This is a genomic window from Glutamicibacter endophyticus (assembly GCF_048457885.1).
In the GTDB taxonomy this organism is placed as follows: domain Bacteria; phylum Actinomycetota; class Actinomycetes; order Actinomycetales; family Micrococcaceae; genus Glutamicibacter; species Glutamicibacter endophyticus.
Genome location: NZ_CP174200.1, coordinates 1442328 through 1464414, shown reverse-complemented (window position 1 = coordinate 1464414; position 22087 = coordinate 1442328). Strand labels below are relative to the sequence as shown.

At 60.3% G+C, this 22087-nt stretch carries 19 protein-coding genes and 3 tRNA genes; 11 read left to right on the top strand and 11 right to left on the bottom strand.

From position 1 onward, the window contains the following. The first annotated feature begins 54 nt into the window (after positions 1-54). From ACJD00_RS06955 to ACJD00_RS06935, 5 genes are all read left to right on the top strand, one after another. Positions 55-597, top strand: a complete 543-nt coding sequence (locus tag ACJD00_RS06955; protein WP_418909077.1) for a hypothetical protein — start codon at positions 55-57, stop codon at positions 595-597. Further along, positions 594-1223, top strand: coding sequence for a hypothetical protein (locus ACJD00_RS06950; RefSeq protein WP_418909076.1), 630 nt, complete (start codon positions 594-596; stop codon positions 1221-1223). The genes ACJD00_RS06955 and ACJD00_RS06950 overlap by 4 nt, the downstream gene beginning before the upstream one ends. 651 nt (positions 1224-1874) lie before the next feature. Then, the gene (locus ACJD00_RS06945) at positions 1875-3572 is read left to right on the top strand and encodes a hypothetical protein (RefSeq protein WP_418909075.1); all 1698 of its coding nucleotides are present in this window, start codon (positions 1875-1877) and stop codon (positions 3570-3572) included. Continuing rightward, positions 3569-4096: a signal peptidase I gene (locus ACJD00_RS06940; protein ID WP_418909074.1), complete on the top strand. Its 528-nt coding sequence runs from the start codon at positions 3569-3571 to the stop codon at positions 4094-4096. Before ACJD00_RS06945 ends, ACJD00_RS06940 begins: the two co-directional genes overlap by 4 nt. A 55-nt stretch (positions 4097-4151) precedes the next feature. Further along, positions 4152-6668, top strand: coding sequence for a helix-turn-helix transcriptional regulator (locus tag ACJD00_RS06935; protein WP_418909073.1), 2517 nt, complete (start codon positions 4152-4154; stop codon positions 6666-6668). Positions 6669-6712: 44 nt separating this feature from the next. Here the strand turns inward: ACJD00_RS06935 and ACJD00_RS06930 are convergent, their stop codons facing one another. Then, complete coding sequence (locus tag ACJD00_RS06930; protein WP_418909072.1) at positions 6713-7465, bottom strand: SDR family NAD(P)-dependent oxidoreductase; 753 nt, start codon at positions 7463-7465, stop codon at positions 6713-6715. A 266-nt stretch (positions 7466-7731) separates the two neighbouring features. Here ACJD00_RS06930 and ACJD00_RS06925 point away from each other — a divergent pair, with 266 nt between their 5' ends. Beyond that, positions 7732-7992 carry a hypothetical protein gene (locus ACJD00_RS06925; protein WP_418909071.1) on the top strand — a complete coding sequence of 87 codons (261 nt, stop codon included), beginning with the start codon at positions 7732-7734 and terminating at the stop codon, positions 7990-7992. A gap of 160 nt (positions 7993-8152) precedes the next feature. On the opposite strand, the gene ilvC is transcribed toward ACJD00_RS06925, so the two are convergent. The 4 genes from ilvC to ilvD all read right to left on the bottom strand — a co-directional run bounded on the left by ilvC (position 8153) and on the right by ilvD (position 13635). After that, entirely contained in the window at positions 8153-9178 is a 1026-nt protein-coding gene (gene ilvC, locus ACJD00_RS06920; RefSeq protein WP_418909070.1) for a ketol-acid reductoisomerase, read from the bottom strand. Between the two features lie 62 nt (positions 9179-9240). Then, the gene (gene ilvN / locus ACJD00_RS06915) at positions 9241-9759 is read right to left on the bottom strand and encodes an acetolactate synthase small subunit (RefSeq protein WP_418909069.1); all 519 of its coding nucleotides are present in this window, start codon (positions 9757-9759) and stop codon (positions 9241-9243) included. A 3-nt stretch (positions 9760-9762) separates the two neighbouring features. Continuing rightward, positions 9763-11643: an acetolactate synthase large subunit gene (locus ACJD00_RS06910; protein ID WP_418909068.1), complete on the bottom strand. Its 1881-nt coding sequence runs from the start codon at positions 11641-11643 to the stop codon at positions 9763-9765. A 288-nt stretch (positions 11644-11931) separates the two neighbouring features. Continuing rightward, complete coding sequence (gene ilvD / locus ACJD00_RS06905; protein WP_309407579.1) at positions 11932-13635, bottom strand: dihydroxy-acid dehydratase; 1704 nt, start codon at positions 13633-13635, stop codon at positions 11932-11934. Positions 13636-13752: 117 nt separating this feature from the next. On the opposite strand from ilvD, the gene ACJD00_RS06900 reads away from it, so the two are divergent. Next, positions 13753-14214, top strand: a complete 462-nt coding sequence (locus ACJD00_RS06900) for a hypothetical protein (RefSeq protein WP_418909067.1) — start codon at positions 13753-13755, stop codon at positions 14212-14214. Between the two features lie 67 nt (positions 14215-14281). On the opposite strand, the gene ACJD00_RS06895 is transcribed toward ACJD00_RS06900, so the two are convergent. From ACJD00_RS06895 to ACJD00_RS06885, 3 genes are all read right to left on the bottom strand, one after another. After that, positions 14282-14363, bottom strand: a tRNA-Leu gene (locus ACJD00_RS06895). A gap of 85 nt (positions 14364-14448) precedes the next feature. Next, complete coding sequence (bcp, locus tag ACJD00_RS06890; protein WP_418909066.1) at positions 14449-14937, bottom strand: thioredoxin-dependent thiol peroxidase; 489 nt, start codon at positions 14935-14937, stop codon at positions 14449-14451. Positions 14938-14998: 61 nt separating this feature from the next. Continuing rightward, positions 14999-15074 (bottom strand) — tRNA-Lys (locus ACJD00_RS06885). 348 nt (positions 15075-15422) lie between these two features. Here ACJD00_RS06885 and ACJD00_RS06880 point away from each other — a divergent pair. Next, positions 15423-16097, top strand: coding sequence for an NADPH-dependent F420 reductase (locus ACJD00_RS06880; protein ID WP_418909065.1), 675 nt, complete (start codon positions 15423-15425; stop codon positions 16095-16097). Between the two features lie 106 nt (positions 16098-16203). Further along, on the top strand, positions 16204-16356 hold the full coding sequence (locus ACJD00_RS06875) for a hypothetical protein (RefSeq protein WP_418909064.1): 153 nt from the start codon (positions 16204-16206) through the stop codon (positions 16354-16356). Between the two features lie 225 nt (positions 16357-16581). Here the strand turns inward: ACJD00_RS06875 and ACJD00_RS06870 are convergent. After that, a tRNA-Lys gene (locus ACJD00_RS06870) sits at positions 16582-16657 on the bottom strand. 686 nt (positions 16658-17343) lie between these two features. On the opposite strand from ACJD00_RS06870, the gene ACJD00_RS06865 reads away from it, so the two are divergent. Both ACJD00_RS06865 and ACJD00_RS06860 read left to right on the top strand, forming a co-directional pair. Then, the gene (locus ACJD00_RS06865; RefSeq protein WP_418909063.1) at positions 17344-19173 is read left to right on the top strand and encodes an ABC transporter substrate-binding protein; all 1830 of its coding nucleotides are present in this window, start codon (positions 17344-17346) and stop codon (positions 19171-19173) included. Positions 19174-19232: 59 nt separating this feature from the next. Then, positions 19233-20726, top strand: coding sequence for a malate:quinone oxidoreductase (locus ACJD00_RS06860; RefSeq protein ID WP_309407590.1), 1494 nt, complete (start codon positions 19233-19235; stop codon positions 20724-20726). A gap of 83 nt (positions 20727-20809) precedes the next feature. Here the strand turns inward: ACJD00_RS06860 and ACJD00_RS06855 are convergent, their stop codons facing one another. Together ACJD00_RS06855 and ACJD00_RS06850 are read right to left on the bottom strand one after the other, a co-directional pair. After that, the gene (locus ACJD00_RS06855; RefSeq protein ID WP_418909062.1) at positions 20810-21412 is read right to left on the bottom strand and encodes a DUF305 domain-containing protein; all 603 of its coding nucleotides are present in this window, start codon (positions 21410-21412) and stop codon (positions 20810-20812) included. Positions 21413-21489: 77 nt separating this feature from the next. Further along, positions 21490-21918, bottom strand: a complete 429-nt coding sequence (locus ACJD00_RS06850) for a hypothetical protein (protein ID WP_418909061.1) — start codon at positions 21916-21918, stop codon at positions 21490-21492. Positions 21919-22087: the final 169 nt, after the last annotated feature.

Here is a 22087-nt window from a genome sequence, read left to right as displayed (position 1 = left end):
TTTGTGCTCGCTGTCTCGCTTCTATTGGGTACTGTAGCGGTGACCCAGGCTGCCGTGACATTAAGTTTTACCGGCTCCACAGAGGTCTCCGAGGTCATCGACATCGCCCAAGATTCTCATGGAAAGCAGCAGCACAATTCAATTTCTGCCGCGAAGATCCTAGAGCAGGCGAATCCCGGCGTGCCGATTGCGGTGCTATCCGAGGAACCCGTGGCGTGGCCCAAGGTGGCAACCGCTAGCGTGCCGATTGAGATCCACAATCTCTCAACCTCAGCGCTGGTCTCGCTCGCCCTGAGCATCGAGGCTGAATCAACGCAGGGCGTTGCGCTGGACCGATTCCGCTTCGGTGTACGCGTTGATGGCAAGCAACTTGCGGATCATCTTGTCGTAGCTGGCGGCTGGTTCTCGGATCATCCCCACGGATTGCCGGTGCAGGCCCGCCTCGAACCACAGGAGCACTGCCTCATAGAGGTCGCTGTTTGGCTGGGACCGGAGGCCACCGTGGAAGACTACGCGCAGCGCGTCGACCTGCCATTGCGGGTCACCGCTCAAACTCTGAACGGCGAGGACGTTTCAATGAAGGTAAATTGGCCGTGAAAGCCCTTGCACCTTTGATTCTTGCCACTTTGATACTCCTCGGCGCGGCACCTGCGGCTGTTGCCGGACAATTGATCGAAGGTCGGGATACCACCGTGTCTTTTCAAGTCCCTGCGCCCGGAAAGAGCCAGCAGTGGCCGATGCGCGTGCGGAATACTTCTGACCTGCCCGTGAGTTTGGCACTTGGGTTGCACTCGGCGCGTGGTTCGGCGCTTCACGGAGACGCTCAACTTCGCCTCACCTTGCGAACCGAGGAAGGGTCACTGCTCGCCCGGGGTACCGCCGAAGAATTGCTGGATCGCCCAATCACGCTGTTCCCGCTTCAGTCCGGCCAATCACGCACCGTGCAAGTTACCACGCACCTTCCCGCCGAAGCCGATAACACCTACCAAGGCACCGACGCTGTACTGGAGTTTTCCTTCTGGGCTACACAACCGGTCCATGATACGAGCGAGCTGCCACATCCGGGAACTGCACCCCACGCTCCACCGGAACAAGGTGTTCGGCATCTGGCAGCAACTGGTCTTGCAAGATCCTGGCTCATCATCGCCGGAACGGTCATCCTGGTCTTGGGCGCGGCCTTACGCGGCAGGGCAATCAACGGAAATCGAAAGCATCATGAATAAGTATCCTGCACGTAAGGCCCGTATGTCACGACGCAGCCTCATTCTACTTGGGACAGTTGCCTGTGGTGCGGCTGCCGTGTCGCCGACCACCGCAGCATTGAACGATAGCGCCCGCTTGCAGACCGCATTCAAAGGGCGTTACGAACTCGCGCTCCTCGATGAACACGGGTCACTCGCCATAATAGCCAGCGAAGACCGTCCAGCCGTGATACCGCTGGCTCCGGTGAAGGGGCTGGTGCCCGGAGGCACGCTGTCCTTGGTGCTACGAATCGCCAATAATTCTCCGGGCGCTCGCACCGCTTGCGTGTTGAGCCTTCGGCTACCCCGTGAGGAAGTTAACCCCTTGATCTACCCACAGCTTCGGTTGTCGGTAGAACAGCAGACAGTGCGAGAACGACATCGAGTCCTCGGCGATCCGGCAAACCCTAGGCACGGGGTGCCGTTGCAGTCCGACACCATCGAGATCAGCGAACTGCAACCACTGGCCGTCAGGCGCGGAGCTGGCCAACGGCGCGGTGAATTATTCAAGGGAGGCACGGCCAGCACCACGACACTCACCCTAGCCCTACATCTTCGTGATGATCCATCCCTACGCGATCTATCCACTATCCATCTCACGCCGGAGTTCACGCTCCGAGGAAGGTCTTGTGCATGAGCTTCACTTCTCAGGTCCGTAACCGGCGCAGTCGCATCCTCCGCGCTGGCGCACTATTAGCCTTAGGTTGTCTCTTCCTCTCGGGAACACAGGCTGGCTTTACCGATTCCACGTTCGGGCGTGCCCAACTCAGCACCAGTTCCGGCTTGGAGGTGGGTCCTTCGGATAATGACCAATCTGCGGCGTCGGCCTTGTTCATCTCCACCCGCGGTGACCTGTATATCAGCGGTGCGCGCAACAACGGGGACGGGAACGGCGATACGCCGCCGCCCACCGCAGATCCGACTCGGGTATCGTTCCCGAAGGATACCGCCATCGTTGATGCGGCCGGATCCACCAACGACTTTTCGACCGCATTTTCCAATACGAACTCCTACATGGCACTAGACCGTCAGGGTGGGGTGTGGACCTGGGGTTCGGTATACCCCTCCGCCAGCGGACATCGGCTCATCGGGCGCGGGTCGATCGAGGCGGACCAGGCCCGCCAAGTGGGCCAAGTAACCACAACGGCCCAGGGCACCAAATTGCCGGCCATTAAGGACATCGCACGTACCGAAAACCAATTTTTAGCCCTTGACGGCCAAGGAACCCTGTGGGCGTGGGGCTACGGCGCAGAGAATCTGCCGAACCCAAACGGGCCAAGTAGCGCGCCGCTGCCTCTCAAGGCCAACAGGACAACCTGGGCACCGCACCGTGGTTCTTGCCTTGGCGATAGCGACAACAATATGGGCAGCGTGCGCTGGCACTCACTGTGGGGCGGCAGCAATTCGGCCGGCGCGGTATCGCAAAATGGACTGATCTATTCCTGGGGCTATGACACGAACGAGCCTCCCGCCAAGGGGAATGGGATTGTCAATGCCACCTGTCCGGCGTTAAATGAGCGGGCCAACAGGGCCTTATTCCTCGAACGGCCCGATCTGTACCGTACGGCCGAGGGCGAAACCTACGATGAACGCGACCTTGCTACGGAAAACGACCGCCACGCACGATACGAGGCCATCGTACGAGAAATGATCAAGCAACCTCTGTCGCAGTGTCGTGGCGTGAAGCCCACCGGTACCGTGGATGACTCCAAATGCCCGGTTCGCCAACTCGGGTTCCCGGCCCGCGCAAGCTTGTTGCTCCTTCAGTCTGGCACGTTGCTCACTTGGAAAAGCACCGCCTTGAATTATGGTGACCCCTTTTTGGGCCGTACCCCTAACGATGCCCCTTATTGGCCGCGTGCTGTGCGTTCTGGCGGCCACCAACTAATGTTCAGTAATTTCACAACGGGCATCAGCTCCGCCCAAGCCTTGAACCGTGAAGGGGACGTCCTGGGTTGGGGCTGGAACAATTACTGCCAGGCCATCGGCCGCCCGACAAGCAAAACCGATTGCTCCAGTCCGCGCGACTCGCCACGTGCGGCGACCGATCTCGTAATCTCCCCCACCGCTGTAGGCGGCATACCGAAGGATGAGAAAATCATTCGGTTATCCGCAACGCAGTGCGCTGCCTGGGCCGCCACCGCATCCGGCACACTTTATGCCTGGGGTGCCGGCACCGTCGCTGGCACCGATTTCAGGACCTGCGCCCAACCAGCCAGCCCTCAGGCAGGCTACAAAATCTATGACCACCTGCGCGTCGATTCGGAGCATCCCTTCGGGCATCCCGTCACCGACCGCGCCACCAGCACGCGAAAGGTTGCCGGCCCATGACCACCGCCCACCAACTGAGCATCAGACTTATTCAATTATTGCGTTCGGCCGTTTTGTGGATTGGTGCAGCACTGGGCACGCTTTGTCTGGTGCTGTTTATTGCCGGGCTACTTTTCGGCATCCGTCCACAAGCGGTGCTCTCCGGGTCCATGGAACCTACGCTACCCACTGGTTCGCTGATACTGGTACGCCCGGTGCCGGTCAGCGAAGTAAGCGCGGGGCAGATTGTCACGGTGCCACTACCCGATGGTCACGGGACCGTGACTCACCGCGTCGTGGGAACCGCCACCGACTCGAACGGAATTACCTCGCTAACGCTCAAGGGAGACGCAAACCTGTCCAATGATCCGGTTCCGTATCCGGTGGCCACAGCCGGACAACATCTGCTGACCCTCCCTTACCTGGGGACCTTGGCAATGGGCCTGCGCTCCCCCTTCGGGCTGCTGGCAACCTGTGCGGTAGCGATGGTCTTCCTCCTGACCCTTTGGCAACCCAAGGCACAGAAAAGTCCAGCGCCGAACTAGATCGTGGTGCCCGGCCACAAAGCGATAGATATAGTCGGCCCGGTACTGTGGAGGAATGATTTTTCATCACGAGGTCGCTGAGGTCGCCACAGCCCTGCAACGTGGTAAGAGCGTGCGTCTTGTCGGTGGTCGAGGCAGCGGCAAGTCGACGATCCTTCGTGCCGTGGCGGAATCCTTAGAAAGCACCGGCGTACCTGTGTTGCCGGTACGCGGAGAAGTAGCAGCCTCGAACTATCCCGGATATATGACCGAACGGTTGAGCGCCGATTTGCTCGGGCCGACGCCACGGCGCAGCATCGCGGCCACCGTGGACGCATTCACGGCCGCACTCGGCGAAACAACGGTGATCGTGCTCGACGACATCCATCTCATCGACCAATCTTCCCTGCAGGTGCTCAGTACCGTCCGAGATCGGCTCGGGCTACTGAGCCTCGTCGCCATGAATTCGGAACCGCAGCGGCAACTGGATTTTCCGGTCCGCTGGCCCGAACGCATGATCTGCCTCAAGCCAATGAGCATGGCCCAAACCGCTCAACTTGCCCACGAAGTGCTAGGTGGTCGACTCGATTCGGTGGCAACAGCTCGAGTCTATGGCAAATCCGGCGGTGTGCCGCTACTGGCCGCCGCGGTGCTGGATAGCGCGCGGGATCGAGGTCTGCTTACCGAACGGGAAGGCATGTGGACGCAAACAGGCCCCACCCTGTGGAATCAAGACCTTGTCCCATTAACCGTCGGATATCTGGATGGGATCGACGAAGAAATCGTGACGACCTTGCGCGATATTGCCTTACGCCAAGCCGTCAGCCTGGAGCAGGCGGAAAAGCGCTACGGTACTGATATTCTGGGTCGCTCAGCGGATCTAGGGTTGCTACGCGTACGCCCCACGACACAGGGATCCTTCGTCTCACCGTGGCCACCGATCTTGGTGGATTGTTTTCGCAGCGGCATGCATTCCATGCGCGCATCATTCGACGCGCACCGGAAGTTGAGCGCCATGCCTGCACGCCCGGATACCTCCGAGTTGGCCTGGCTGGCACGCACCTTCGATGATCATGAGCAGGAGCTCTCTGATCAGGCCTTCCGCGCATGGCTACAGACGCCCAACCCCCGCACGGCTATCGCATATTTCCGCGAGGCCTCGGGAGATCCACGCCGCAAGGACGAGATCGAACGGGTTATGCGACAAACCGAATATCAACGTCGCGACGCTTCCGTCGCCGACTTCACCATAGTCTTTGAGCAAGCCCAGTGGCAGATCTTCGAACACGGCGAGCTGGAACAGGGAGTGAAGCTTCTTGAAAGCTTCGGTCGGGACAATCACGCATGGAGAGATACATGCTACGCAGCAACTACCCTGCTGAACATGTTGATGGGTCGAGGCGTCATCGACGACCCTGCGCGACTCACTACTGCCAGCGCCGATCCCACCGGGTTATGCCGTGGAGTGGCCGCCTTGGTACTAACCGCTCGCGGGCAACTGCCAGAGGCCGAGGCGCTCATCACCGCAACTGATCAGCAACCGGTACGCGGGCGTATTGCAGAATGGTGCCGGCTACTTCTACCGTTGCTGCGCGGAGAATTAGAGGCGGGTATTGCACTTTGCGAAGAACATATGCGAGAGGCCACGCTGCGCCTGGATCGTTCTTCCTTCGTGCTGGCCTCCTACGGTGCCGTCGTCGGCTATCACTTTCGCGGGGACACCCAACGGATGCGCAGCACACTCGAAAAGGTTTTGCTGCTCGGCTGCCCGGAGTTGCTGTTCATTCCGACCTTTGCCGCATTTCTCAACCTCCGAGGGCTCATCGCGCATTTCGATGGCCAGCATACGGTTCGCGAAGACAATGTCTACGAATCGGCGCTACTTCATCCGCAGATTGGCCCATTTTTGGGCATGGGGATCGATGTGGTGCGCGCCGTTATCGAGGCTCCAGCCGCGGGCGCGGAGCTCGACGAGCGGATGGCAGCGGCGCTTCGCAGTCGTAGAGAGGCCGGGTACCTACTCTCCGCGGCGCAAACCGGCTTCAGCTGTCTCGTCGTGAACTTTGGCGCTGCGACGGCTCTGGAATTTTGTCGTGCCGTGACCGAGTGTAACCTGCCGTTGTTCCGTCAGCTCGGTCGTCTCGTCGAACTTCTCGCCTCGGGCGGCGTGGAGCAGACACGTGCGTGGCTCGAATCCACGGATGCGGATCTCCCCCGCACCATGATCTTGAGGCTCATCGCCTCCGCCGCCCGCTGGGATACAGCGGCGGGGCGGATCACACGGGCCACCGACTTGCGGGCTATCCTCGACGAGCACCGAGACGGTCCGGCGGAAACGTGGGCACCACCACCGATCTCCTCGAGTCCGGTGACCGCATCGCTGAGTCCCCGAGAACGTGAAGTCGGCATGTTGACCGGACGCCTGAGCAACCAGCAGATTGCCCATCGCCTGCATCTGAGTGTGCGTACCGTGGAGAATCACGTGGCCAATGCCATGAAAAAGACCGGCGCCGGTACGCGGCAGATACTCTACCAATTGCTCATGGATGAGAAGCTGCCGCGTAGATCGGCACAAGTCCGGGTCGCCCCTTAGGGCACCGCTCAAACGCTTAGATTCAGCGTTTGTCAGTTAAATAGTTAGACTGCGGTGTAGCCGCCGTCGACTAGGTGGTAGCTGCCGGTGATGAACGATGCGGCGTCGCTAGCCAGGAACGCCACCAGCGCCGCGACCTCTTCTGGGCGACCCAGTCGACCAATGGGGTGCTTTCCCACCAGCGCATCATAGGCGGCCTCATCCATTTTCTGCAGAAGCGGGGTGTCAATGAACCCCGGCGCCACGCTATTCACACGGACCCCATCGGTGGCGTATTCCACGGCGGCGGTCTTGCTCAAACCAACGACCGCATGTTTGGTGGAAACGTAGGCCGAACTACCGGCGAAGCCAACCGAGCCAAGGATGGAGGCCATGTTCACGATGGATCCGCCGCCTCCCTTGCTCATTTCTTTAGCCTGTGCGCGAGTCCCCTTGAAAACTGCATTGAGATTCACGGAAACAACCTTGTCCCAATCTTCATCGGACAACTCTCCGACCTTGGCAGAGCGCCCGCCGATCCCGGCATTGTTCACCCCGATCTTTAGGGGCGCCATTTCTGTAGCCGCCGCAATCGTCCGATCAACCACCTCGGTAGAACTGGCATCACCAACCACGGCAACCGCCTGCCCGCCGGCAGCTTCAATTTGCTCAACGGTGGCTTGTGCGGCCTCACCATTGAGATCTTGGACCACGACCTTCGCGCCGTTCGCCGCCAACAGCAAGGCAATCGCCTCGCCGATTCCAGATCCCGCGCCGGTGACAACTGCCGAACGATCTGCCACATCATACTGAGCCATGCTGGTCTCACTTTCTGTTCGAAGATGGTCACGGAGTACCCGTTGGCCTTGTAATGCCGACGCTACTCCCGCCGCCGATCGAACGCGATGACTCACCAGACAACATTCAGTGTGCTGGGTCACGGCAATCAGAACCCGTGCCGAGCACAATACACAGAGACCTGACGTATCGGCACATTCTTGGGGCTCAGTGAGCGGTTTCTTCTAAGAACAAGATAGTTATACTGGCTGTCACGATGCTCGATAGTCCAGCTTCAAGGAGCCCCATGAGCGCGAATCCAGTTGTTCCGTGGCAGACCCAAATACCTGGCTACATCTTGACCGCGATCCTACTTGGACTGATCATCGTGGCCTTCGCCATGCTTCTCGCCCACCGGCACAGACCACTCGGTATTCGAATTGCACTCGGCATCCTCATCCTGGCCTTGCCCTATGCCGGCGCCGTGGTAACCATATTGGTCTGTCGCTATTGGTCCAACAGCTTGCCTTCGAAATTATCCTCGAGCCACGAGAGTTCACGGCACTGATTTTGGACTCACGCGTCAACCGTGTTTGGAAGGCCTCGTGCTCCCTAAGCACGTGATTGTGAGCCCTATACTTCTGCTCAGCACGAGTTTTAAACAAAGGCATCCGACCGCTTATGCGGTCGGATGCCTTTGTACGGTGTAGCTACTAGCGAGTTGCAGGCTAGCGGGCTACCGAGCCCTCAACGTAGTCATCGCTGTTGGCAGCCCAGCTGAACAGCTTGCGCAGTTCGCGGCCGGTCTCCTCGATCGGGTGTGCTTCACCCTTGGCGCGCAGTTCCAGGAACTCCTTGCCGCCGTTGACCTGGTCGTCCATGAAGCGCTTGGCGAAGGCACCGGACTGGATGTCGGCCAGCACGCTCTTCATGTTTTCCTTCACCTCTGGGGTGATCACGCGCGGGCCGGAGACGTAGTCGCCGTACTCTGCGGTGTCGGAAACGCTCCAGCGCTGCTTGGCGATGCCGCCTTCCCACATCAGGTCCACGATGAGCTTCAGCTCGTGAAGCACCTCGAAGTAAGCGATTTCCGGCTTGTAGCCGGCCTCGGTCAGGGTTTCGAAACCGTACTGGATCAGCTGCGAGGCGCCGCCGCAGAGCACTGCCTGCTCACCGAACAGGTCGGTTTCGGTCTCCTCGGTGAAGGTGGTCTCGATAACGCCGGCGCGGGTGCCGCCGATGCCCTTGGCGTAGGACAGGGCCAGATCCTTGGCGCCACCGGTGAAGTCCTGCTCCACTGCGATCAGGTCCGGAATACCACGGCCGGCCTCGAATTCGCGGCGCACGGTGTGGCCCGGTGCCTTCGGTGCCACGAGGGCAACGTCGACGTTCGCCGGAGGCTGGATGAAGCCGAAGCGGATGTTGAAGCCGTGGCCGAAGAACAGGGCGTTGCCCTCTTCCAGGTTCTCGGCGATCGACTCTGCGAAGACCTTAGCCTGAACCTGATCCGGGGTCAGGATCATGATCACGTCGGCGGCCTTGGCGGCCTCGGCGACGGTAGCGACCTTCAGGCCCTCGGCCTCAGCCTTAGCGCGGGACTTCGAACCCTCGGCCAGGCCGACGGTGACGTCGACGCCGGAATCGCGCAGGTTCAGCGCGTGGGCGTGGCCCTGCGAGCCGTAGCCAATGATGGCAACCTTGCGGCCCTGAATGATCGAAAGGTCGGCGTCGTCTTCGTAGTACAGATCAGCCACTGTATTTCTCCTCTAATGGTTTCTTCTTGTGTAGAAGTCTTTGTGTTGATGGTGCCTGAGAATCAGGCGGAAATGGTTTTCAGGGCCCGGTCGGACATGGACTTGGAGCCACGGCCGATGGCCAGCATGCCGGCCTGGACGATCTCGCGAATCCCGAAGGGTTCAAGCACCGCAAGCAGTGCCTCGATCTTGCCGGCGTTACCGGTGGCCTCGATGACCAGCGAATCCTGGGACACGTCGATCACCGAAGCGCGGAACAGCTCCGCGGCCTGGGTGACCTGCAAGCGGGTGCTTGCGTCGGCGCGCACCTTGATCATGATGTGATCGCGTTGCACCGAGGCTTCCGGGGCAAGCTCCACGATCTTGATGACGTTGATCAGTTTGTTCAGCTGCTTGGTGACCTGCTCCAGCGAGTCTCCCTCGGCATCGACCACGACGGTCATCCGGGAGATGCCCTCGATTTCGGTCGGCCCCACGGCTAGGGAATGGATGTTGAAGGCACGGCGGGCGAACAGACTGGCCACGCGGGTCAAAACACCCGGCACGTCTTCCACCAGCACGGAAAGGGTGTGCTTATCCATGTTTTAGTCCTCCTCTTCCCATTCCGGGGTCATCCCCCGGGCAATCTGAATCTGGTCGTTGCTGACGCCGGCCGGAACCATCGGCCACACCATGGAGTCCGCGGAGACCACGAAGTCGATGACGACCGGGCGGTCGTTGATCTCCAGGGCCTTCTGGATGGTGGCGTCGATATCTTCGTCGCGTTCGCAACGCAGGCCCACACAGCCGTAGGCATCGGCGAGCTTCACGAAGTCCGGAACCCGGGCGGTGCCGTGACCGGTGTTCAGATCGGTGTTCGAGTAGCGTGCGTCGTAGAACAGGGTCTGCCACTGGCGCACCATACCCAGCGACGAGTTGTTGATCACCGCGACCTTGATCGGGATCTGGTTGATCACACAGGTGGCCAGTTCCTGATTGGTCATCTGGAAGCAGCCATCCCCGTCAATGGCCCAGACCACGCGGTCTGGCTGGGCGACCTTGGCACCCATGGCGGCGGGTACCGAGTAGCCCATGGTTCCCAGTCCGGCCGAGTTGAGCCAGGAGCGGGGACGTTCGTACTTCACGAACTGTGCCGCCCACATCTGGTGTTGGCCCACGCCGGCCACGTAGACGCCCTCGGGGCCGGTGAGTTCACCGATTCGCTGAATCACGTTCTGCGGAGCCGAGAGGCCATCTTGGGTTTCGGTGTAGCCGATCGGGTAGGTTTCGCGCAGGCGGTTCAGCAAATCCCACCAGCTGGACAGGTCCTGCGGCGCCTCGGCGGCAAAGCGGGAGTCGCAGGCTTCCTGCAGCTGCGGGATGATCTCATCCAGCGAGCCCACGATCGGCACATCGGCGGTGCGGTTCTTGGAGATTTCGGCCGGGTCGATATCGGCGTGGATCACCTTCGCGTTGGGGGCAAAGGAGGAGAGCACACCGGTGACTCGGTCATCGAAACGAGCACCCAAAGTGATCAGCAGGTCGGCCTGCTGCAGCGCGGTCACCGCCGAAACGGCACCGTGCATACCGGGCATACCCATGTGCTGGGGGTGCGAGTCCGGGAACGCGCCGCGGGCCGTCAGCGTGGTGACCACCGGTGCGTTGATGAATTCGGCGAATTCCTTAAGCTGCTCATGCGCGTCGGCCTTGATGACGCCGCCGCCCACGTAGAGTACCGGGCGGGTTGCGCCGGCGATCAGCTTGGCGGCCTCGCGCAGCTGCTTGTTGTGCCCCTTGGTCACCACGCGGTAACCGGGCAGTTCCACCTTGGGCGGCCAGGAGAATTCCATCTCGGAGACCTGGGCGTCCTTGGTGATATCCACCAGGACCGGACCGGGACGACCGGTCTGTGCCAGGTAGAAGGCGCTGGCCAACACTCGCGGGATGTCCTGCGGGTTGGTGACCAGGAAAGCGTGCTTGGTGATCGGCATCGTGATGCCCACGATGTCCGCTTCTTGGAAGGCGTCAGTGCCAATGAAGGCGCTGTTGACCTGTCCGGTGATGGCCACCATCGGTACCGAGTCCATATGGGCATCGGCAATGGCGGTGACCAGGTTCGTTGCGCCCGGGCCGGAGGTAGCGATGCAGACGCCTACTTCCCCACTAACCATTGCGTAACCCTGTGCGGCGTGGCCGGCACCCTGTTCATGGCGCACCAAGACGTGGTTGAGCTTGGTGGAATCCATAAGTGGGTCGTAGGTAGGAAGGATAGCCCCACCCGGTAACCCAAAGACGTCCTTGACGCCCAATTCTTCCAATGAGCGGACGATGGCTTGTGAGCCGGTCATCCTGGTGGGAGCAACGATATTATTCGGACCCTGGACGGGGTTCGAGGCTTCCACGACGGAAGAGACAGCAGTAGTACCCTTGCTTCGATTGATGTTCTTGGCAACCGACGCCGGACTGGCAGGTGTTCCGTTGCTCATCGGGATCCCTTTCCTTCTGTATCTCTTCATATGCGCATAAAAAACGCCCCACGGCCGTCAACGCATTGACGGAAGGGGGCTAGGCGCGTTACCGATGTTCTGCCGTAAGGCAGCTGTCTCAGGCTCCGCGCCCGATAACTAGTAGTACATCCGTAACTGTTTGCATAGTCCCAGTCTTGTTCAGCTCGGCTGAAAGATCAACACAACACGGACCTTGTCTCATTATATGAGACTGGAGTCCAATGGGTGGACGCCGCGCGGCGTCCACCCATTGGGATTCGGGCTTGTTTAGCCGCAGTATGCGCCGGTAGAGGCCGAGTTCACCAGCTTGGCGTACTTCGAAAGCACGCCGGAAGTGAACTTCGCTGGCAACGGCTCCCAGCCGACCTTGCGGGCTTCGAGCTCCTCGGGATCCACGAGCAGATCGAAGCTACGGGCCTGAATGTCCACGCGGATCTTATCGCCGTCCTTGACGAAGGCGATCGGACCGCCATCGACGGCTTCGGGAGCGACGTGGCCAATGCACAGGCCGGTGGTGCCGCCGGAGAAGCGACCATCGGTGAGCAGCAAGACATCCTTGCCCAGACCGGCACCCTTGATCGCACCGGTGATGGCAAGCATTTCGCGCATACCCGGACCGCCCTTGGGGCCTTCGTAACGGATGACCACAACGTCGCCGGCCTTCAGCTCACCGTTATCCAGTGCGTCCAGGGCGCCCTGTTCGCGTTCGAAGACGCGAGCGGTGCCCTCGAAGACATCGGCGTCGAAGCCGGCGGACTTCACGACCGCACCCTCCGGAGCCAACGAACCATGCAGGATGGTGACGCCACCGGTCTTGTGGATCGGGTCGTCCATCGCGCGCAGGATCTTGCCATCCGGGTCCGGCGGAGCAATGTCGGCCAAGTTCTCGGCCACGGTCTGACCGGTGACGGTCAAGCAGTCGCCATGCAGCAGGCCAGCATCGAGCAGCGCCTTCATGACCACCGGCACACCGCCGATACGGTCCAGATCGTTCATCACGTAGCGACCAAACGGCTTCAGGTCGGCCAGGTGCGGAACCTTATCGCCAATGCGGTTGAAGTCATCGAGGGTCAAATCGACCTCGGCCTCGCGGGCAATGGCCAGCAGGTGCAGCACGGCGTTGGTGGAACCTCCGAAGGCCATGGTGACGGCGATGGCGTTCTCGAAGGCCTTCTTGGTCATGATGTCGCGGGCACGGATGCCCTTGCGCAGCATGTTGACCACGGCCTCACCGGACCGGTGCGCGAACATATCGCGGCGGCGGTCGGCCGATGGCGGAGCAGCCGAACCGGGCAGGCTCATGCCCAGCGCTTCACCGATGGAGGCCATGGTGTTCGCGGTGTACATACCACCGCAGGCACCTTCGCCCGGGCAGATGGCGCGCTCGATGGCGTCGAGGTCCTTCTCGCTCATCTTGCCCGCGGCGCAAGCGCCGACAGCCTCGAAGGCGTCGATCAGGGTGACGTCCTTCTCCGTGCCATCTTCGAGCTTGACCCAGCCGGGCATGATCGAGCCGGCGTAAAGGAAGACCGAGGAAAGGTTCAGACGCGCTGCTGCCATGAGCATACCGGGGAGCGACTTGTCACAGCCGGCCAGCAGGACCGATCCGTCGAGGCGCTCGGCCATCATGACGGTTTCGACCGAGTCGGCGATGACCTCGCGGGAGACCAGCGAGAAGTGCATGCCTTCGTGGCCCATGGAGATACCGTCGGAAACGGAAATGGTGCCGAACTGCATCGGGAAGCCGCCACCGGAGTGCACGCCTTCCTTGGCGCCCTGCGCCAGGCGGTTCAGCGAAAGGTTACAAGGGGTGATTTCATTCCACGAGCTGGCGATACCAATCTGTGGTTTGGCGAAATCCTCATCGCCCATACCCACGGCGCGCAACATGCCGCGAGCAGGTGCTGCATGGATCCCGTCGGTGACCACGCGGGAGCGTGGTTTGATATCTGGGGTGTTGTCCTGACTCATGAAATCGATTCTAGGAGTCAATATGACCAATCTTTGAACCCATGACGCGACATCGACATATTTCTCGCGTTGAACCCATTGGTCATTTTGTCTACCCCAGCCGGTACAGTGGGATTCATGGACACTAGCCCAGATCAAAATCAGGCCGCGCTGGTGAAGAGTAAGCTTCACGAAGCCTTTGACCAGCAGATCCCCAACTTTGCTAGCTACAACCTCGTGGCGGCGATCGGCATTGCCGGAAGTGGCGGACTGAAGGTTGTCGGTTACCGTCGACAGCCTGCGGAACTGGTTCTCGCTCCGGTCAAAACTACCGACCTGAGCGCCTCCGAAGCAGCCATCACCATTAACAACACCAATGTTAATCAGCTGGCCATTGTGAATGACGGCGCCTATGAGATCGCCACCTCTACGGGCCGCACCTTCCGATTCAGTATTCCCAGAAGCCCGAGCGTCGATTTGCACCTCGATGACGCAGTGGTCGTCGCAGTGGAAATCGAGCAGGCCGATGACGCGGCAGATTTCGCCGACTTCATGGATCACTTCATGAACACGGTCGAGGGGACCGAAAACTTCATCTAACGGCCGGGCGGTATAAAGAATGAGCCTCATCCCAGAGTTGGGATGAGGCTCATTCTTTATCTTGCGGTGCGAGTAGAGAGACTTGAACTCTCACGTCCGAAGACACTGGAACCTAAATCCAGCGCGTCTACCAATTCCGCCATACTCGCTTGCCAACCACTCACCGGGAGCGATCAAGACCTCAACCAGTGTAGCGGAAGGATGCGTGATTACCGAAATCCGGCATTCACCGGGTTACTTCGGGTCAATTCCTAGGTCACGACGCAGTTTCGCGACGTGACCGGTGGCGCGCACGTTGTACTGCGCCAGAGCGACGTTCCCCTCTTCATCTACGACGATGGTGGAGCGGATCAATCCCTCGTAGGTGCGGCCATAGTTCTTCTTTTCACCCCAGGCGGCGTAGGCCTCGGCAACGCGGTGGTCTTCATCGGAGAGGAGTGGGAAGTTCAACGACTCGGTGGCGGTGAACTTCTCGAGTTTCTTCTGCGGGTCCGGCGAGATACCCAGCACCTGGTAGCCCAGGGACTGCAGGGATTCAATGGAGTCACGGAAATCACAGGCCTGCTTGGTGCACCCCGGGGTGGAAGCTGCCGGGTAGAAGTACACAATGACCTTCTTCCCCCGGTAATCGCTGAGCGAAACAGCATTACCCTCGGCGTCATTGAGAGTGAACTCTGGAGCCTTATCGCCGGCCGCCAGTCGATCGGTGGTCGTTGCAGTCATGTTCTTACCTTTCCCGATTCTAGATACGCAAAAACCGACCTGATAAATCAGATCGGTCCCTTGGTGCGCCCCCCGGGACTTGAACCCGGAACCTAATGATTAAGAGTCATTTGCTCTGCCAATTGAGCTAGAGGCGCATTTACCGCTTGACTAGTCCTTTTTCGAACTCGTCGTTGCGACGTAGATAATCATAGACAGAAACCGAGGAAAAACAAAAATCGGGCAACAGCCGACCAAATGTTGCTAACTTTTCCGTAAACCACCTAGTCAAAGTGCATATTCAGCCAGTTCGAGACCCTGTACCCCCGGGAGCTCTCCCAAAATTTCTTGGGTGCATTGGGTCACATACTCCCCCGTGGCCGTTCCAGGATAAGGATTTCGTGTGGACTCGGCCGTGCACCGGACAGCGTCCAGCTAGGGGTAATCACATACAGTGCTTGAGCCGCTGGTCACGCCGAACAGGGCCCACGCGTAGGCTGGGTTTCATGGACAGCATGGCGAAGACGACACCCACAGCGCTCGAGACTCTTACGATATTGGGTGCCGGCCAGGTAGGCACCGTGATCGCCGGTGCGGCCGTCGACGCCGGCTACACCACCTATATCTGCGGCTCGGGAGATGCCGAGGCGATTCGTCACGACCCAGTAGTTGTTGAATCCGGAGCCGTTCCCGCCAGCGCTGCGACAGGGATCGCGCGCTCTGAGATGGTGCTCCTCGCCGTTCCGTGGCACCGGCATCGCGGTATTGACCCCGAGCCACTGGCCGGCAAGATCCTCATTGACGTGATGAACTACTGGGCACCGATCGATGGCCAACTCCACTCGCTTGAGGAGCACACCATCAGTAGTAGCGAAATCGTCGCACAGCACTTTGCTGCAGCCCGCGTCGTTAAAAGCCTCAATCACTTGAGCCAGTACGACCTCGACAACCGACAATTACCACCCGGCGACCCGGGACGTCGCGGAGTGGGTGTGGCCAGTGATGATCAGGACGCAGCGCGGCAAGTGATGCTCCTCGTTGATCAGATCGGGTTCGATCCGGTATTCAGCGGCCCGCTGGCTTCCGGTGCCGCCTTTGAGCCGGGCAGTGAGATTTTTGCCGAGCGGTACACAGCCAGCCAGCTTCGGGAAGCACTCATCCGCGCGCTAGGACAACAATAGGCTGACGCCACTACTCGTGTAGTTCGTCGCTTGCCTGGAGAGTATTCAGTAACACCTCGACGGTCCACTCGTTATGCGGCGACGGGCTCTCGTTCTCGAGGCTCAGGTGAACCGCCACCTCCGCACCGTCAAATTCCGCCAGTACGGCTCGCGCCTGCCGACTCACTTCGATGTGGTCGTTGCCGAACAGCTCGACGTCAAGCAGTGGATCATTACGGTCAATATGGCCGGCGATCTCGCTCAACCCGATCTTGAGTAGTCGATGCAGACTTATGAGGGACGCCGAAGATGGCGCCTTACGCACCAAGAGGACTGCTCGATTCGTTGGTCGGTGCATGATCATCCCCTCCCCACCGTCGGAGTCGGGACTTTGAGCAATAGGCGAGCTTCGGGTGAATGGCCTTTCCGACGCAGGGCCTGCCGCCGGATATGCGAAAGGCCCGAATCCGATCCACTGTTGAATCATGACTCGAGCCTTAGTTTGTGGTGCGCCCCCCGGGACTTGAACCCGGAACCTAATGATTAAGAGTCATTTGCTCTGCCAATTGAGCTAGAGGCGCCCGCTGCGATGTTCTAGAAGTTTCCTTCGCGCTTTCGCAACGAGATAAAACTCTACCAGCAATTTTCGGCGATGCAAATTCGACCGCAAGGTTTTTCTGGTGAACTGCATTACAGTGTGTGACTAGTGACTTCTCTTGACCGATCACTCGATGGACGTATGGTGCAGCTAGGCGCGTCGTGACCACGATTTCCGCCTCAATCAATAGTTCTCGAGGCGATAGGCCCACTACCCAATCTCCTCACCGGGGCTGCCTAGAACCGCAGCGCGAACCGATCGACGCCTCGCTGGAGGATGACGAGATTTGCGCGTTCTCGTACTGGGCCAATCCAGCAGAGCTCGATGGTGTGCAGCGAGCTGGCAACAACGCCAGGCACTGCCCCTCCCCGCACAGCGGTGGCAACAGCGAGGCTTTCCTGCCTCGCCGGGTAGGCCTGCGCACAAGGTAACTACCGGAATGATCGATCGGACACATCGGGAAGAGTATTGTGAGACAATCCCACTGACAGGCCGGTAATTGCGCCACTTACCCGGCGTTGGAACCCGCAAGCGGCTAAGGGCGTTGGTATCCTTGACATCTTGACCGCGTGTGAGCCATTGGCTCATGCAGGCCCAGAGGCGGCGGCACAGGCGGTCACCCGTTGACGCCTGCTTACGCAGCCCGCATCCAAGGAGAAGAACACTACGGTGCAGCACCAACCCTGGCCCCATGTCTCGCGTCGCGCGCTGATCACCGGAACTCTCTCCGCGCTGGCCCTGACCGCGACCGGTTGCACCGCTAAGCAGCCCGTCGGCCCGAGCCCCACGCCAAGCGCTTCCCCGAGCGCCACCCCTCCCCGGGTGCTGCGCCTCGCTTCGGCAGCCGACCCGCTCGGCTTCGACCCGGCCCTGGTTGGCGACACCGACTCCTTCCGCATTACTCGACAGGTCTACGAGACACTAATCTCCATCGACACGAGCACCGGTGGCCCCGTGGCCGGGCTGGCCGAAAGCTGGACCGAGAGCGAAGACGGGCTCCGTTACACCTTCACCCTGCGCGAAGGAGTGCAGTTTCATGACGGTGAACCACTGACTGCGAAGGCGGTGGTCGCGAACTTCGAGCGCTGGCAAAAGATGAATGCCGAACAGCGGGCCGGGTCCGTACAGGGCTTCGATGATGTCTTCCACGTCTCGGCCAAGCTACCGTCGCTGCCCTCGGCCAAGGATATCGAGGCAGACTTCGGCAAATCCGAAGACCTCACCGAAGCCGAGAAGGCCCAGCTGCAGCAGCGGCTCGACCAGCTCAAAAGCATCGAGTCCGCCTTTAAGCACGATTTGTTTACCGGCTCGGGCGACAAGAAATCCGCCAGCTATTTTGAGTCGGTCAAAGCCACCGGCGATCGCGAAGTCACCCTCACGCTGCGTCGGCGACTGCCGAGCCTGATTGAGGCCCTCACCTTGCCGGGCATGGCCATCGCCTCGCCCAAAGCCTTGAAGAGTACCGGCACCAAGGCACTGTCGGCCGTACCGGTAGGTACCGGCCCCTACCGCTTGAGCTCCTTCTCCGAGGGAGTGGTGAGCCTCGAGCTCAACAAGGACTATTGGAATACCGCACGCGTCGGGGCCAATCCCCAGCATCCCGAACGCGTCGAAGTGGTTTCCATCCCCTCGCCGCATAATCGGCTCAACGCGCTTCTGGCCGAAGAGGTTGACGGCTTCGATATGGTCTCCGTCGATGTTTTGCGCACCCTGGTGCGCCAGGCCAAGGTCGTGGTGCAACGCGACCCCTTCTCGGTGCTCTATCTGGGGATGAATCACAAGCACAAGTGGCTAGGTAAACCGGCCTTCCGCCACGCCATCGCGCATGCATTGAACAAGGGCCAGCTCGCCGAGAAGCTGTTCATCAGCGGCACCAAGCAGGCCCACACGATCCTGCCGCCCACGCTCTCCATTCCCGACCCGGATGAAGTACTCGGCCATGACGAGGCAAAGGCCAAAGAACTGCTTAGCGAGCTGAAATACGATGGCGAGCCCATCGAATTCGCCTACCCGCTACGCGTGGCCCGCACCTCTCTGCCGCTGCCCGAACGCACCTTTGCCTACATCGCCGAAGACCTGGCCAAGGTCGGCATCGTCATTAAACCGCGCCCCATCGCGTGGTCCGATGACTACCTGGGCACCGTACGCTCGGAGAAATTCACCGGGCTGCACCTGCTGGGCTTCTCCGGCGGCTATCGCTCCCCGGATGATTTCATCTCGAGCATTCTGGCGCAGAAAAAGTATGAGTTCGGTTACACCTCCGCACTGCTAGACGCGCAGATTCTGCTCGCTCGATCGCTACCACAGGGCGAAGAACGCACCACCGCATACCAGCAGATCGTCAACACGCTAAACCAAGACCTACCGCTGATTCCGCTGGTCTACCCCATCTCTGCCTTGGCCTTCAACCCATCGGTGAGCTACTACCCGTCCTCCCCCGTCTTGAACGAAGTGTTCGTTGATACGCAGGTGCAGGTGGCGGCGCCAAGTAATGGTTGACGATTTTCACCCTCTCACGTAGTGGGGATACCCTGAGTTAGAGCAAAGTATCACTGTCGATGGAGTTCCTCGTGCCTTCTGAAACGTCAACCGAATCCCTTGACGTAGTCCTCATTGGTGCCGGCATCATGAGTGCCACCTTGGGCACCCTCATTAATGAGCTGGAACCAAGCTGGTCCATTGGTCTCTTTGAGAACCTTGGATCGGCCGGCGAGGAGTCCTCCTCCCCGTGGAATAACGCGGGCACCGGTCACTCGGCGCTGTGCGAATTGAACTACACCCCGGCCAAGGCCGACGGAAGCGTCGATCCCGCCAAGGCCGTGGGCATTAACGAGCAGTACCAGATCTCCCGCCAGTTCTTCTCCTGGGCCGTGGAGAACAAGCGCGCCGGGGCCCCGGAGACGTTCATTCACTCCCTGCCCCACATGTCCTTCGTGATCGGCGAGGACCACTCGAAGTACCTCAAGACCCGTTACGAGGCGTTGAAGCCCAACGCCCTGTTCCAGGAACTGGAGATCACCGAGGATCTGGCCACCATCAACGAGTGGACCCCGCTGGTTGCTGCCGGCCGCGACGAGTCGCAGAAGGTCGCCGCTTCCCGTGTGGTCTCGGGTACCGACGTCGATTTCGGTCGGTTGACCAAGGATCTGACCGCTTCGTTGGCCGCCAAGGGCGCCTCGGTGAACTTCGGTCACAAGGTCGTGGGACTCAAGCGCGAAGGTGCGGGCTGGCTGGTCACCGTGCGCGATAACGCCACCAAGGCCAAGCGCACCATCAAGGCGAAGTTTGTCTTCGTCGGCGCCGGCGGCGGCGCCCTGCCCCTGCTGCAGCAGTCCGGCATCGACGAAATCAAGGGCTTCGGCGGCTTCCCCGTCTCCGGCCAGTTCTTGCGTTGCACCGACGAAAGCATCAACGCCCAGCACCACGCCAAGGTCTATGGTCAGGCCTCGGTCGGTGCCCCACCGATGTCGGTACCGCACCTGGACACCCGTTTTGTGGACGGCAAGCGTTCGCTGCTCTTCGGCCCATACGCCGGCTTCTCGATGAACTTCCTGAAGTCCACCGGACAGCTGGATCTGCCGCTGTCCCTGCGCCCACACAACATCATCCCGATGCTGGCAGTGGCTAAGGACAACATGTCGCTGACCACCTACCTGATCAAGGAAGTACTCAAGTCGCGGGCCAAGAAGGATGAGGCCTTGACCGAGTACTACCCGCTCGCCGATGGCTCGAAGTGGGAACTGATCACCGCGGGCCAGCGCGTTCAGGTCATCAAGAAGGACAAGAAAAAGGGCGGCGTGCTGCAGTTCGGTACGGAGGTCATCACCTCCTCGGATGGCACCATCTCCGGTCTGCTCGGTGCCTCCCCCGGCGCGTCGACCGCAACCCCGATCATGATCGGTTTGCTTTCGCGTTGCTTCCCCAAGCAGTTCGGCGGCTGGGAGGCCAAGCTGAAGGAAATTATCCCGTCCTACGGCGTGAAGCTCAACGAGAACGCTGCCTTGTTGGCCGAGGTCACCGCGGCCACCAATAAGAGCCTCAAGCTGGGCTAGGTCCCGGCAGAAGCAAGGCCCCAGGCCAGCTATCCGCACAGCGGGTAACTGACCCGGGGCCTTTCTCTATGCTCGCGGGCTGTTTAGAGACTCTCGAGCAACTGCTTCATCTCATCGATTTCGTCCCGCTGGCTGTCGATGATCTTCTGCGCCAAGGCCAAAGCCTCGGCATGTTGCCCCTCGTCGAGCTCCTTCTGGGCCATCTTCACCGCCCCTTCATGGTGGCGGATCATTTGTTCGAGGAAGAGCCTATTCAGCTCATCGCCCTGCGCCTTGGCGAGGCGCTGGGTCTCTTGCTCGGGAATCATCCCGGAGTGTCCCATCTCCGAATGATCCATGGATTCCATGGACTGGTCCCAGTCCTGCATCCACTGCTTCATCTGAGCGATCTCCGGGCCCTGTGCCGCGGCGATCTTGTCCGCCAGCGCACGCACCCTTTCGTCGGTTCCATCGGCCTGCAACACGATCTGTGACATGTCCAGCGCCTGCTGGTGGTGTTCGGCCATCCCAGCGGCAAACATCGCATCTGCGGCATTTGCTTGCGTAGCCGAGGTGCTCGCCGAAGCGGTGGGAGGGTTCGACTCTGCGCCGCCCGGTCCGGCGGTGCTGCATCCGGCGAGGGCCAATGCCGCAACGGCTACGAGAACAGGGTAGGTAAATTTGTGGTTCTTCAACTGTGCATCCATTCGTTCGGGCTCCGCACCGACGGCACGGAGCCGACATAAGTGTTCTTAGATCGTGAGCTTCGGTGAATGGATGGGGTTTACGTTCGGCTAATACACAAGCGGTTCAGGTCGGGTGGCTCGAGCGCCAAACGAGCCGTATGCAATAACCGGTGTAGGCGCGTGGCCACGAGTCGACGGCGTAGCCTCACGAGCAGCGTGGGGCCACGGAGCAACACCAGTGCCACCACAAGCAGCAGTACACAGCCGGCGATCTGTGCCCAACAATGTTCTGGAGCTTGCGGAGCCGGGGCGTCCGGCGCGGGAGCCGAGGCGTGCGCTCCATGCGCTCCCTGCTCGTGCTGGCTGATGTGGGCCGCCGCAGACTCTCCGATCGGCTCGGCCGAGGCGAAACTGTGCATGGACATCAGGCCGAGAATGACCGACAAGCTCAGCAAACACAGTGCGAGGGCGCGGCGCCATGAGGCCGCGGGGTTCCCCGTGCGCTGGTTGCTGGATGTGCTTTGCATCGCAGCTACGTTATCGACGGTCTTTGTGAAAATCCTTAGTTTCTCGATCGGCGTGTGCCGCCGAGATCCTTATTCGTCCGCTCGGGTGGCCACAAATGCTCCTGAGATCATCCTTACGATGCAATATCCATCGACAGATACATCTAGCATGGTAACGAGCTGTGTTATT